Annotated in this window: 8 protein-coding genes; 3 read left to right on the top strand and 5 right to left on the bottom strand. The window is 47.8% G+C overall.

Features of this window, described 5'->3' with window-relative positions:
- Window positions 1–113: 113 nt before the first annotated feature.
- Window positions 114–3,380, top strand: a complete 3,267-nt coding sequence (locus FC652_RS08020; protein WP_176298157.1) for a S41 family peptidase — start codon at window positions 114–116, stop codon at window positions 3,378–3,380.
- A 151-nt stretch (window positions 3,381–3,531) separates the two neighbouring features.
- Window positions 3,532–4,713, top strand: a complete 1,182-nt coding sequence (locus tag FC652_RS08015; protein WP_015727563.1) for an MFS transporter — start codon at window positions 3,532–3,534, stop codon at window positions 4,711–4,713.
- A 58-nt stretch (window positions 4,714–4,771) separates the two neighbouring features.
- Here the strand turns inward: FC652_RS08015 and FC652_RS08010 are convergent, their stop codons facing one another.
- From FC652_RS08010 to FC652_RS07990, 5 genes are all read right to left on the bottom strand, one after another.
- Complete coding sequence (locus FC652_RS08010; RefSeq protein WP_011082381.1) at window positions 4,772–5,611, bottom strand: energy-coupling factor transporter transmembrane protein EcfT; 840 nt, start codon at window positions 5,609–5,611, stop codon at window positions 4,772–4,774.
- A complete protein-coding gene (locus FC652_RS08005; RefSeq protein WP_176298156.1) occupies window positions 5,608–7,332 on the bottom strand; it encodes an ABC transporter ATP-binding protein in 1,725 nt (574 codons plus the stop codon). Before FC652_RS08005 ends, FC652_RS08010 begins: the two co-directional genes overlap by 4 nt.
- Window positions 7,333–7,338: 6 nt before the next feature.
- The gene (locus tag FC652_RS08000; RefSeq protein WP_045619801.1) at window positions 7,339–7,887 is read right to left on the bottom strand and encodes an ECF-type riboflavin transporter substrate-binding protein; all 549 of its coding nucleotides are present in this window, start codon (window positions 7,885–7,887) and stop codon (window positions 7,339–7,341) included.
- 233 nt (window positions 7,888–8,120) lie between these two features.
- On the bottom strand, window positions 8,121–9,251 hold the full coding sequence (locus tag FC652_RS07995; RefSeq protein WP_011082384.1) for an HlyD family secretion protein: 1,131 nt from the start codon (window positions 9,249–9,251) through the stop codon (window positions 8,121–8,123).
- Window positions 9,251–9,634 carry a DUF3302 domain-containing protein gene (locus tag FC652_RS07990; RefSeq protein WP_011082385.1) on the bottom strand — a complete coding sequence of 128 codons (384 nt, stop codon included), beginning with the start codon at window positions 9,632–9,634 and terminating at the stop codon, window positions 9,251–9,253. The genes FC652_RS07995 and FC652_RS07990 overlap by 1 nt, the downstream gene beginning before the upstream one ends.
- 877 nt (window positions 9,635–10,511) lie before the next feature.
- On the opposite strand from FC652_RS07990, the gene FC652_RS07985 reads away from it, so the two are divergent.
- Window positions 10,512–14,129, top strand: coding sequence for an Ig-like domain-containing protein (locus tag FC652_RS07985; RefSeq protein ID WP_176298155.1), 3,618 nt, complete (start codon window positions 10,512–10,514; stop codon window positions 14,127–14,129).
- The last annotated feature ends 47 nt before the right edge of the window (window positions 14,130–14,176 follow it).

The following is a 14,176-nucleotide window of genomic DNA, read 5'->3' as shown; positions in this document are numbered from 1 at the left end:
TATTTGATTTTTTGATGGAATTTTTCCCTGTTATCTATAGTCAAAAACCTGTATAAAAAACAGTGTTTGATTCATTCAAGCTCATTCTTATTACAATAACGCAAGGAAAACGGATGCGAATTCAACGTTTTACTGCCAACTCGATTGCATTGGTCTTACTGGCCAGTCTTTCAAATCTGAGCTTAGCTCAAGAAAGTGTTGCTACAACGACCACAAACTCTCAACCCACCTGGTTGCGAGACATCGCTTTATCGCCAGACGGTCAACGAATCGCGTTTACCTACGCAGGGCAGATCTGGCTTATCGCAAGCAAAGGGGGAGAAGCCATTCCTCTCACTTCTGCTGACAGCTACAGTGAAAATCCCATTTGGTCACCGGACGGGGAATCCATTGCGTTTACGACCGATCGCTTCGGGCCAGGTGACGTTTTTTTGGTGAGCGCGAACGGCGGAGACGCAAAGCGACTGACTTACCACTTTAGCAAAGATGTTCCTTACGCTTTTAGTCCGGATGGACAAGAAGTCTATTTTCGATCGTCGCGGATCGGTGATATCGAGAGCAGTGTGAACAATGGCTTCGCGGGTAGCGCGTCAGCGCAGATCTACTCGGTGGATGTGAGTGGAGGGCGTGAAAAGCTGCTGCTTGCCAATCCAATCAGCAGTTTGTCGATTAATGGGCAAACAGGCGAGTATCTCTATACCGATTTGCCGTCACCGATGGAGCAAGAGTGGCGTAAACGCGATGTCTCTGACGCCGCGCGCGATATCTGGCGCTTTGACCCTAAAACGGGTAAGCACACAAAACTGACCAATTATCGTGGTGAAGACCGCAATGCGGTGTGGGCTGAAGATGGCCGCTCTATGTTCTATTTGTCTGAGCGTTCAGGCAGCTTCAATGTTTGGCAACGTGTGTTATCCGACTCTTCGGTTGAACCCGTACAGATAACCCAACACGAGTTTTTACCCGTGCGTTTCTTATCGATTAGCCAGCAAGGTGATCTCGCCTATGGCTACGATGGCGATATTTGGTTTAAAGGCAAAGATGAAGCGGATGCTAAACCATTACAGGTGACTATTCGGCAATCCTTTCTCAGCAAAGGGAAGCGATTTGTTAACCTCAATCATGAAGCGACTGAAATTGCGGTTTCGCCGGTGGCGCCAGAAGTTGCCATAGTCGCCAGAGGTGATGTTTATGTGGTTTCTTTGCTCTCAGGAGCGACTAAGCGCGTGACCAAAACCCCGCAAGCAGAGCGCTATCTTTCTTTCTCAAATGATGGTCTTTCATTGCTTTATGCATCGGAGAGAAATGGCAATTGGGATGTCTTCCACAGCTACATTAATGATACGGGCAGAAGCTTTTCCACTTCGTTTGATGTGGTGGAAGAACAGCTTTCGGATGAAGCGGTTGACCAAACTCAGCCGCTGTATTCTCCAGATGGGACCAAGATCGCCTATCGCGAAAACAGCAATTCGATCAAGGTGTATGACATCGAAAACGACAGTTATCACGTGCTGTTAGACTCTTCGCAACTCTATTCCTACGTCGATCAGGATCTGAGTTATGAGTGGTCGCCAGATAGCCAATACTTGGTGACCCGTAATCGTGCCTCCTACAACGCTGATATTGTGCTGCTAAAAGCGGATGGCAGTGAAAAACCATTGCAAATTACCAATACCGGTTTTATTGAGGGTGAGCCGAAGTTTAGCCACGACGGGCAGATGATCTATTGGAGCACTGATCGAAATAGCTTGAGAGAGATCGATAAGTGGGCGGTGCAGTCAGACATCTATCTGACGGTTCTCAACCAAGAAGCGGATTTCAATTGGAAGAAGGACGATGAGCAACGTTGGCTCGAAGAGGAGCGCGCAGCGGACTCCGGCGAAGAGCCAGGTGAGCAAGCCCCACAAGAGACCGTGGTGGAGAGTAAAGGGCTCAAACATCGTACCTATCGAGTTACGCCGTATTCCATGACGCCAATTTTCAGCTACCTTTCTCCGGACAATCAATCCTTGTTGGTGGCAAACTTGGTCGGCGATGAAGTAGAGTTCACCGACATCAATACCCAAACCGGGGAAACGAACGTTCTGTTTACACGCAGCAGTGAAGATGTTGCTGCGGTGAAGATGGAGCCAGATATCGAAACCTTGGTGATTATCGGTGCGCACGGTATTGAAGAGTTGCATCTGCCAAGTGGTGAGGGCAACCATGTCGATTACCAAGCAGACGCCAATTATGATTTCCGTGCGGAAGTGGAATACATCTTTGATCACGCTTGGCGTCAAACGGATACCCGTTTTTATGACAAAGGCATGCATGGCGTGGACTGGCAAGGCTATGGCGAGGCATATAAACGTTATCTGCCAGGGATTCATCACTACCAAGATTTTGCGGAGTTACTGAGTGAAATGTCGGGTGAGTTGAATGCGTCACACACCGGAGCAAGTTACAGTAGCTACCATTCAACTTGGTCGGAGCCTGCGTCACTTGGGTTGTTTTATGATGACCAATACCGCGGCAAAGGCGTTCGTGTTAAAGCGGTGATTCCAGGTGGTCCTGCGGACATCTACCAATCGCCGATCAAGGCGGGCAGTATCATCTACTCTGTGGATGGCATAGAGGTGGCTCCAGAAATGGATATCTATCCGCTGCTGGATAACAAAGCGGGTAAACGCGTTCGTTTAAGTGTGCTCAAACCGGGTGATAAAGCCGCGCAAAATGTGCTGCTGGTGCCGACGTCGCTTGAACAAGAGGCTCAGTTGGCTTATGAGTTGTGGGTTGAACAACGCAAAGCCCTAACCGAGGAACGTTCGCAAGGCAGACTGGGTTATATCCATATTCCTGAGATGGGACCAGCGTCTTACGAAACCTTAGTCAATGAGTTATTTGGTGAGTACAACGACAAAGAAGGGGTCATCATCGATATCCGCTACAACATGGGCGGGAACTTACATGATCAACTGATGGAAACCCTTTCCGGTACGCGCCATAGTGCTCAAGTGACCCGTGATGGCTATCAACTGTCGACATTCCCAGAGCGCCGCTGGGCAAAACCGAGCATCATGCTGGCAAACGCCGCTAGCTATTCCGATGGCTCGATTGTGCCTTATTTCTACCAGCGTGAGGGCATTGGTCAGTTGGTGGGTGAACGAGTGCCGGGTACTGGAACGGCGGTGTTGTGGGAACCACAACAAGAGCAGAGTTTGGTGTATGGCATTCCGCAGCTCGGCTTCAAAGATGACCAAGGTCGATGGTTCGAAAACCAAGAAGTGGTGCCTGATGTGTTGGTTTATAACTCACCAGAAGACATTGCGAACAATTACGATCGCCAACTGAAAGTTGCGATTGAAAGCTTGTTAGCACAATTAGACAAAACGCAGTAACGCTCTAGGGTTATCGTTACCAAAGGCTCAATACAACGAAGGTGGTATTGAGCCTTTGCTTTTTTCATCCCGATGGTTTCTTGAAGTGCATCTCATGGGTATGATGGTGGCATAACAATGCTCTTACCTAACGCAGAACTAAGGATAGCCCATGCGTGCACATCGCCATCGCTGGCAAACACCCCAAAATTTTTTATTACTCATTTCTATCATCGTCCCTATCGCATTTTCGACGTGGATGGCGCTGCTCAATAACTTTGTGATTGAAAAGGCACAGTTTGATGGCGCCGATATTGGTTTGCTACAAAGTGTTCGGGAAATCCCGGGTTTTCTTGCCTTTACGGTTGTGTTTGTTTTGCTGTTTGTACGAGAACAGCGCTTCATGCTGATCTCACTGGCGATGTTGACGTTGGGGACGGCATTGACGGGATTCTTTCCTTCGCTGTTTGGCTTGTTAGCGACGACGTTACTGATGTCGACAGGCTTCCACTATTTCGAAACGTTGAAGCAATCGCTGTCATTACAGTGGTTAAGCAAAGAAGAAGCACCGGAGATGTTGGGTAAACTGGTCTCGATTGGCGCATTGGCGTCGTTAGTCACTTACGGTGCGATTTGGCTACTGCTTGAGGTGTGGCAACTGAGTTTTCAAATGGTCTATCTGCTGGCAGGTGGGGTTGGCTTTGTGCTGGTGATGGTCATGGCGTTTGCTTTTCCTCAGTTTCAAACGACGGTGGTGCAGAACAAGAAGTTGGTACTGCGAAAGCGTTATTGGCTCTACTACGCGCTCACCTTTATGAGCGGGGCGCGTAGACAGATCTTTACTGTTTTCGCAGGGTTCCTCATGGTGGAGAAGTTTGGTTATTCCGCTGCCGATATCACCTTGCTGTTTTTGGCAAATTACCTGTTCAACTTTTTGTTTGCCAAACGTATTGGCCGTTTTATCGGTGTGGTGGGTGAGCGCAAAGCATTGACGTTTGAATACGTAGGTTTGATCTTTGTCTTTGTCGGTTATGCGCTAGTGCAATCCGCCGAATGGGCGGCCGCGTTGTACATCATCGACCATCTCTTTTTTGCCTTGGCGTTGGCGATTAAAACGTACTTTCAAAAGATTGCAGACCCTGCGGATATGGCATCGACGGCTGGTGTCGCCTTTACCATTAATCACATTGCCGCGGTGGTGATCCCCGTAACATTCGGTGTGATTTGGCTCGTCTCGCCTGCCAGCGTGTTTTACATTGGCGCGTTTATGGCGGCGATAAGTTTACTGCTTTCTTTCAATATTCCCGCCAAACCGGAAGAGGGCAACGAGACTCGGATTCTCAAGTGGAGTTAACAGGCTTGTTCTATTGGGGCAAAAACAAAGGGATGCAGTGTGCATCCCTTTGTGATCATCAGAATGGGTACCAGAAGAGCTGAGGCTCGATGACACGTTTGGCAATGGCCAGTGTCACGATAAGCGCAATGCCCATCATACACAGCTTATCGGAGCGACTCAGCGGCTTTAAGCTGTACCAAGTGCGTTGGTTGTGACGGCCAAAACCACGCAGCGTCATCGCATTGGAGATTTGATCGGCACGATCGAGACTTGAAAAAATCAGTGGACCAAGAATTTTCGCGACGTTTTTCATGCGCGTGAACAGGGGCGCTTTTTTACTCAGTTCGACCCCTCTTGCTTGTTGTGCATGCATGATATTGACAAAATCTTTTTTCACTTCCGGCAAATAACGCAGTGTTAAGCTTACTGCATAAGCAATTTTGTACGGCACGCCTAAACGGTTCAAACTGGCGGCAAACTCGGTTGGATGGGTTGTGAAAACAAACACCAACGCAATCGGGAACATGCTGAAATACTTGAGCGTGACCGTCAGTAGATAGAACAAGGTTTCCTGAGTCAAAGAGTATTGACCGGGCAATGGCAATAAGACTGTCGTCGAGCCCATGAACTCACTGCCTTGCTGTGGTGCGAGGGCAAACATAAACAAGGCATTGATCAACAATACGCTGGCGGTGCCGAGTAGCAATGGCTTGTAAACATGAAAAGGCACCTTGGTCATTTTGAGTAGCCCAAGGCCAACGATGATCAACACGCTGATCAAGCGCAGGTCGAACGTGGTTAAGACGACCGTCACCCAAGCGATGAACAGCAAAAACTTGGTGATGCCGTTAAGCTTATGCAGCGGAGATTGGGTATCGATGTAATTGATACCAAACTTCATTTTGTTGTCTTTCATGCCACATTTCTCTCAACGGTTTTCTCTAAGCGAGAAGCTTTTTCTACATCAATAAAATGCTGCATAAAGGCGTTGGTTTCAGCAATGTTTAAGCGCGTCGCAAGCTCATACAGGCTGGTGGTGGTTAGGTTTGCTCGGTCTAGCAATGCAGGGTTACTGAAAACATCCGTCATCGGCGCATCCGCCACAAGCTGGCTATCTGCAATCACGATTGAGCGTGTGGTGTATTCCAGTACCAAGTGCATGTCATGAGAAATGATCACGACGGTGATGCCTAGCTCTCGATTGAGTTTTTCAATGAAACTCAGCATTGAGGTGTAGTTGCGGTAATCCTGACCTGCGGTGGGCTCGTCGAGGATCAACAGTTCAGGCTCTAAGGCGAGAATCGAAGCGATAGTGACGCGTTTCTTCTGGCCGTAGCTGAGTGCTTCAATTGGCCAATGACGATATTTGCTGAGACCACACAATTCGAGTACTTCAAGCACCTTGTCGTTGACGTGCTGCTCGTCCCAACCTCGATTGCGCAGGCCAAATGCGACTTCGTCAAAAATCATATGGTGCGAAATCATGTGGTTAGGGTTTTGCATCACCACACCCACTTTTTGACTGCGCTCGAAAATGGTCAGCTCGCTAAGATCTTGGCCGTTTAAGTACATCGCGCCGTCATCGGGTTCAATGACACCCATGATCAGCTTGGTGATGGTCGATTTACCGGAACCATTTTTGCCCAATATCGAGACAAATTCACCGCGTTGCACATTAAAACTTACTCCTTCTAATGCGTTTTTCTCACCATCGTAGGAGTAGGTTAAGTTGCGCACGTCAAGCAAAGTCTCTGAACGAATGTGGTTGTTTGTCGTGTTCGCTTGGTGAAACCAATCTGCCATTGCGTGCTGATAATTGGCCAAGGGTAACTCGCTTAAGCTTGAGGGGTGATCGTCTAGCGCAAGATGGCAACCAGCGGATTTTAGCGCCGTTAAGTAAAGCGGTTCGCGAATACCATATTGTGCCAATAATGGCGAAGCAAGCAGCTCGTCTGGCGTGGCATCAGCAATGATCTCACCACCTTCCATCAGAATGATGCGGTCGACGTGACGATGCAGCACATCCTCGAGACGGTGCTCGATGATGACCACGGTTTTGCCTGTCTTGCGATGGAGCTCATCAATGATTTCAATGGTGCGTTTGCCGGTTTTTGGATCGAGCGCTGCCAAAGGTTCATCAAACAGCAGAATATCGACATCATCCACGAGAATGCCTGCCAGTGAAACACGTTGTTTCTGTCCGCCCGAGAGATCGTGTGGCGAGCGTTGCAACATTTGCTCAAGGTCCACCATCTTCGCGGTGGCTTTCACCAGCGAGTACATCTCAATATTGGCGGTGAGCTGGTTTTCAAGTGCAAACGCGATGTCTTCACCGATGCTTAAACCGACAAATTGGCTGTCGGTGTCTTGCAGCACTGTCCCCACCTGTTCGGTGAATTGGTGCATGGCGAACGTCGCCGTTTCTTGACCGTTGATGGTCAAAGAGCCGGACACTTCACCTTTGATTGCGTGGGGGATAAGCCCATTTAAACACTGGCCAAGGGTAGATTTACCACTACCACTTGGACCAATAATGACGATTTTCTCTCCTTTCTCTATCCTTAGATTGATATTTCTTAGCGTCGGTTTGTCCAGCGACTCATATCTAAAAGAGAAGTTAGAAAATTCGATTGTCATTCGACATTAAGCCTCTGTTAGGTTGCGGCTTTGTTTATTGCGTTTCGCTACCGATTTCAAAATGAAGTAGCCAACGATAGCGATTAATACGGTGTTACCAGAAGCAATGATGGTGAGCTGCGTGAACACTTTAGTGAACGGTTCTGCATACAAAATGGTGTCGAGAAACGCGGAACAGCCGTAACCAAATACGTTGCCAAGCAGAGCGAGCACAACAAAGAGAGAGAAATCTTTGAGATTGAATTCGCCTTTCTCTAAGCGATGACGAGTAAGAGAAGGGAATAGACCAATGATAAGGCCGACAATGCCCGAACCAAGAACCCAGGTTAGCCAAACGCCCCAGCCGGCAAAAAGATCCGTGACCCAGTGGCCAATAAAGCCCACCAAGAAACCGACTAAAGGACCAAACAGAACCGAAAATAGGGCAAGAACCGCCATGGCTGGTTTGAGGGTGGTGTTTGCAAACACGGGGATACCAAACATGGGTAACCCACCAATACCATAAAGAGCAGCACCGATGGCAATCACCACAACGGTTTTAGCGGAAAGATTCATAGATAACCTCAGTTCAATTGTCTAAAGAACGTAACTTGCTGTTTTCGTTATTTCCTTCAAGGCTTTAACCAAGAAGTGGCACGATGTTGCGCCTTGGATTATTTTTTCAGCAAGTGGAAAAATAAGGCGCGCATTATACAGAAGAAACCCTCAAGTGGGAATGCTATCTGTCTGGATGTCTAGAAAGCAATCAGGGGCTTAATGTCAGCCCCTGATTACAATAAAACGTAAAATTAATGATCGAGATAGAGGTAGTTTTGCCAGCTCTTCATACGAATAAGCACTTTACGCATGATGGAGACGTGGGTGAAACTGTCTGAGTACACCGCCACTTCCACCGCAGTGCCCATTGGCAGATGATACTCGCTCAAATCATCGGTGATTCGCAACGTCGCAAATACGCGGCCACTGGTGCGCAGCGCTTCCGTGCCGAGTAGTGCGCCACGAGCTTGAAATTGGCTTTCACCAATGGCTGGAAGCACCTCAATCACTTCACCTTTAAAGACTTTACCTGGCAAGGCGCGGAACATGAATTCGGCTTCAAAACCCGGTTGTAGGCGTTGAAGTGAGTTCTGACGAAATGCCGCCGTGTAGATTTTCTCTTCACTGTGGACAAACGTCATCACAGGCGCCAGTGGTAATGGCACTGACATTACACCCGGGCGCAGCGCCAATTGGGTGACATAACCGTCGGTCGGAGCGCGCACAACGGTCTGCTCAAGGTCAAACTGTGCTTTGCGCAATTCCGCTAATAGCTGTGCGACCTGAGTGTTTTCACCACCGACTTCGGAATCCAAAGCAATCTGCGCTTGCTCTTGCTTCGATTGTGCGACTTCAAGAGCGGCTTGCGCAGCTTTGAACGCTTGACGAGTGGTGTCCATTTGCTGCTCTGTGAATGCGCCTTTCTCGTAGCCACGCTTATAACGTTCGTATTCGCGTTTCGCTTTATCACGCTCGGCGATGGCTTTGATAACGGCCGCTTCCGCTTCCTTCAGTGTGGACTCCAATCCAAGTGCACCTTGGCTGGCTTCTTTGACTTTAGCTTCGAGCTTGGCCACTTCTGCTTCAAATGGGATAGGATCAATACGGAACAGCACATCCCCTTGTTTGAGCGGTTGGTTTGCTTGAACGGGCACTTCAATCACGCGACCACGAACGCCCGACACGATTGGAGTGGTTGAGTAAACTTGGTTGCCCAATTGAGTGAATGGGTGGTTATAGTTCATCAATAAAATCAGTGTACCAATGAGCACCACGCCACCCAAAACCGCGGTAGGTACCGTCCATTTATTCAATGGGATCTTAAAAATCTTAAAAATCGCAATACACAATGCGGTGTAAGTGAGGATCAACAGTAAATCCATTATTGCTTCTCCTCTTCACTGGTAACGACGGGCGTGGCAGGCGCACGTTGCGCATTTCTCAATTGATCCACTTCCTCACGAAGCTGTTTGACTTCATCAATTAATTGATCAACACGATGGTGCATGTCGTGCTGTTCTTCTTCGAGTTTTTGGAAGCCCCAACCGCGCTCTTTGCGCCATAAAGTTGCCCAGATCCAAAGGAAAGGCCAAATGGTGTGTAGAGTGAATAAACTTACCCAGCCTGCGTAGTGAATAGCGTCTTGATGTGGGTGTTCACGTTCTTTAGCGATTTCGTAAGGGATATCGTGAATCACGATGATGCCGTAGAAAATGACCAAAGCGACGAAAACAAGCAATCCCAATGCGAAATAATCGAGAAACATCTTACTTCCTTGCGTTGATTGAATGGTGGAAAAGTGTTAACAATTGGTAAAGTCAATCGGTGAATTATTGGTGAAAATCCCTTTATATGCAAGGGGATAATGCAAAACGATCCAAGGCGTATAGAATGAAATAGTGACACCTCCAGAGGCGATCACTATCGTTTCAGGAAACCGACTGCTAGATTGCGAGTATGGCCTTGTTTCTAGAAGGCATCATTTGATGCGGATAAGTCTGTAGCGCAGCCTTTTCAATCGTTCTCTTTATGATTCTTCGGCGAGTCTCTGTGACTGTTTTTAAATAATTCCCTCAATTAATTTATACAATTCAGTGTATAAATTAAAAATATTAATAATCATTGGAGGTGGTTATGATTTTTCGTTCACCTACTAACTGTGCTCTGGTTTGTTTTTGAACAATATGTAACTAAATATTTCATCTTTATTAAAACACACAAATATTTCCTTGAGAGAATATTCCTACAAAACCATATGTCTTTATTTTGTTTTCATCGTATCTATTTGGATAGATGATGAATCGTTATTTTTTCTTTCTTAGTATAGGAACTGAGATCTAATTTTTAATCTAAAATTATCTAGGGTGAGAAACCGTTTTGTTGAGAAATAAAACCTGTATTTAATTTTTATTGAAATACTTTGTTACATCGGCGAAATGAAATAAATGGATGAGCGATTCATATAATGGATATATCTCAATGGTTTCAAGATTCTGGGTTCAGAACGATTTTGTTTATATTAAAAGAGTATGATTTATTCAACCATCTAGTGATTGAATGGCAAATTCATCCTATGTTCTGAATCAAACATCTTGAGGCTATTTGGGTATGTAAATTATCATCACTAAATAAGTTGCCCAATTATGAATAATAAAGCTCTAAGGTTAGTGCCTACTGTCCTTGCGCTCGCAGTGAGTATGGCTTTTCCTGTCGCTCAGGCGGCAGTAAATAGCGAAATTTCAATTGTTGGTTCTGAAAGCCAATGGTGGAACACATACAAGGTGAGCCTTACCAATACAGGATCGAAAGCGATTGAATTACGCGATGCCAAAATAGTGTTTGATTCAAACCTAACGATGTCCTCGCCTTCTTGGTCAGCGGCTGGAATCAGCTACCCCAATATGAGTTTCAGTAGCAATGCGCAAGGAAACGTGTTCAAAAACACGCTGGCTTTGGCTTTTGATAACGGAAGCTGGGTGAAATCTCAACTACCTGCTGGTCAGCGCATTGAGCTAACGCTGGGTGTGAGCGGTGTGCTGGATATGACTCTGCTACAAGATACGATTCGCTTGATTGCTGACGATGAAGTGGGGGAGCCAGAGCTTTCTCTGAAAATCGCCTCACCAATGAATGGCGCGGAGTTTGAAGAAGGCCAAGCGGTTACCATGCTTGCAAACGTAACCGCAACCAACACCACTGTTAAAGCGGTGACTTTCTTTGTCGACAACACACAAGTCGCACGCGTAACACAAGCACCTTTCCAAGCAAATTGGCTGTCAGCTGGTGTGGGTCCACACACGATTAAAGCGATGGTGGAAAGTAACTCTGGTCTAACACAAGAACAAGCCGTCAGCATTACGGTCAAAGAGAAGCAGGTTGAGCCACCGCTCGATCCTGTCGTGCGTGAATTGACATTTGTGGCACCAACACAAGGTCAAACCCTTACTGTTGATCAGGCGACAACAATCCAAGCGCGTGTTGACGGTGATTTGATTTCAACTCTTGAGTTTTGGGCAAACGACCGCAAGCTAGGTCAACGTAGTATCACTTCAACCCAAACGACGTACTCGTACGCTTGGACGCCGAGCGAAGTGGGTAACGCAACCCTCAAAGTGGTGGTGCTAGGCCAGGATAACCAAGTGGTTGAGCAGCGCAGCATTGCGGTTTCTATTCAAGATGAGCCAAGCTTTGTAAGCCCGGAAGTGAGCTTTATTTCGCCAGCGAATGGCTCTAAGTTTGAAGACGGTAACACCGTTGCGATCACCGTTCGCGCAACGGACGCTGATGATGATTTGTCGCGCGTTATCGTAACAGCAAACAACCAGCAAATTTGTGAGTTTAACGCGTCGACGGAAAGTCAGTACTCATGCAATTGGACGGCATCTCAAGTGGGTGATGTCACGCTTGAAGCGGTGGCCACCGATGCGCAAAACCTCACATCAACCGCTCGTGTTAGCATCACCGTTGAAAAAGTAGAAACACCGACCCCTCCGCCAACCGGTGGGTTGTGTGCCGATTTCAACGTGTACCCAGATTGGACTCGTGGTGATCACGCAACAGGCGGTGACATTATGGTGCACAAAAACATTGCTTACTCAGCGGTTTACTGGACGCAATCTGTTCCTGGCAGTGATAGCTCGTGGTCATTGCACCTAAACTGTGACGGTACAGAGCCGGGTACTGCGCCTGCACTATCATTGCGTAACCCAATGGACCCAGTGCGTCTAGAAGTGGCTGGCTGGCCAAACACATTCGTTGTGGCGAGCCCATCAACGCAAGCTCCAAATACTCTGACGGTCGAAGCAAGCAGCAGTGATGCGCTAACAGATGTAGAGCTGCTTACACGTTCGTTTGTCTCTGTCCTAGAGCAGGCCGAGAACGCAGGCTCAGCATCTATCGTGATTCAATCGGATGTTCTGGATCTTGCCACGCGAGACAAAGGTGCGTCGTTTGGTACCGTTGCGGTTAAACAAGCCCTGACGAACGCCATTGATATCACGGGCAGCCGTATTGATATTGATGCGATCAACGCACTGAGTGATGACGTGAAAGGTTGGGCGCATGCACACAACTTGATCTTCACGACACTTGCCCCACAAGCGACATTCGGTTGGTCATTGAGCATTGGTGAGTTCGCGTACGATACGCATTCTGGCCGTCAATCGGTATGGGATGAAGCGTCGATCTTATCTGCGGATTTGCTGGATAGCTTCGAGCTTTACCAAGCGGATTCTGTAAATAAAGCGGACTTTGTCGCGTTTACTAAGTCGAGCGAGACGGCGGCGCTAACCAGCGCGCAGTGGCATCACGCGCTCGAGTTCGTCAAACAGGTCACAGATTACGTTGAAGCACCGGCAATGCTCGCGAACATGCCGACAGAGCAAACCGCGAACTACTTCATGGGCAATACACAAAGTGAGCAGCAAATTCGTAAAGCGGCTTACAGTAACGTGTTTGCACTGATGTTTGATCAAGACTCACCTGCACTCACCAGCAAGATTGAACTGTATCAAACGGCGAAAGTGCCACTGTACTACGTGGGTGAAGAGCTAGAGAAAGGTTCATTGACTCGCATTGAAGCGCTAAACCAAGAGTTAGCCAACGCTGAGAGTGTAATGAACAACGAAGCTTTCCTATACGAAACGCCACAGTCTCAGTGGGTTCCGTCAACGGTGTACAAGTGGAACGACTTCCTCGATGGCTTGAACGCAATGCACAACATTGGTGTGGCGGGTAACAAGTTCTGGCTGATGGACGACGAAGTCGATGATGCGACCAACATCAAATACGCGAAAGTCGCGATTGCTGCGTTCCTTGCACAAAGTATGCAAGAGACCATTCGTTACAACGCGTGTGATGAAAACAACTGGTCTGAAGTGAAATACGGCGCGCCAACGGATTACCCAATGACCGCTAGCTGTGGTCAACTTGGTCAGAAATACGCAGATTACGGTGTCAACCCAGTCTCTGGTCTGGATCATGCGTACTCTTGTCCACGCGATGCCAAGATGGAAGTGAGTGCTCTGACGCATGCGAAATGGTATGGCGCACCCGCTCCTGTCTTCGCAGCGCCTGATGCCGTGCTGGAAGAGCGCGGTTTATTGGTGAACGGTGCGGCAGGTCGTTGGACCAACAACGGTCACTGTAACGATGTTCCTGAAAACGTGGATACGTCAAAACAAGTATGGGAACGCGACGAATGTAAGACTTACGTTGGCCAGAAAGCCGGTAAGTTCATTTGGGATGGCAGCAGCCAAGAAAGCGTAGAAGGCTGTGGCTGGTGGGGTCGTGGCGTTATCCAAACCACAGGTCGTCAAAACTTCGGTACGCTCAACCACTACCTAGGTCGCTCGCACGTTGATCCATCAACCATTGGTAAAACGATTGACGGTGTCACGGTAGAAGCACCACCAGAGAACCCACTCTATGCAGAATTGGATTTCTGTTCTAACCCAGGTCTGATTTGTAGCTCGGAAGAGAATAAAGAGATCAAGTGGATCGCAGGTCTTTTCTACTGGGTAACCTCAGTACAAGCCTACAACGATGAAGGTGGTCAATACGCGGATTGGAACTACTACAATGAGTTGAAGAAGTACGTGGACAGCGGTCTGCAAGGCTCTCAATTTATCGATGACGTCTCAGGTATCGTTAACCGTGGTTGTCCGGATTTGACCTGTTCGACAGGTGATGTTCACAACGTAAAAGAACGTCGCGAGAACTTCAAACTGGTACTGCAAAAGCTGGGTCTTGATCCTCGATAATTGCGACCGAGTCATGTCGACAAGCGAAGCCACCACTGAAAAGTGGT

This window comes from Vibrio sp. 05-20-BW147 (genome assembly GCF_013369385.1).
Taxonomy (GTDB): Bacteria; Pseudomonadota; Gammaproteobacteria; order Enterobacterales; family Vibrionaceae; genus Vibrio; species Vibrio floridensis.
This window is presented reverse-complemented; position numbering and strand designations above follow the sequence as displayed.

Coding starts and splice junctions, on each gene's coding strand:
- FC652_RS08020 (WP_176298157.1), top strand. CDS start 114: ATGCGAATTCAACGTTTTACTGCCAACTCGATTGCATTGGTCTTACTG.
- FC652_RS08015 (WP_015727563.1), top strand. CDS start 3,532: ATGCGTGCACATCGCCATCGCTGGCAAACACCCCAAAATTTTTTATTA.
- FC652_RS08010 (WP_011082381.1), bottom strand. CDS start 5,611: ATGAAAGACAACAAAATGAAGTTTGGTATCAATTACATCGATACCCAA.
- FC652_RS08005 (WP_176298156.1), bottom strand. CDS start 7,332: ATGACAATCGAATTTTCTAACTTCTCTTTTAGATATGAGTCGCTGGAC.
- FC652_RS08000 (WP_045619801.1), bottom strand. CDS start 7,887: ATGAATCTTTCCGCTAAAACCGTTGTGGTGATTGCCATCGGTGCTGCT.
- FC652_RS07995 (WP_011082384.1), bottom strand. CDS start 9,251: ATGGATTTACTGTTGATCCTCACTTACACCGCATTGTGTATTGCGATT.
- FC652_RS07990 (WP_011082385.1), bottom strand. CDS start 9,634: ATGTTTCTCGATTATTTCGCATTGGGATTGCTTGTTTTCGTCGCTTTG.
- FC652_RS07985 (WP_176298155.1), top strand. CDS start 10,512: ATGAATAATAAAGCTCTAAGGTTAGTGCCTACTGTCCTTGCGCTCGCA.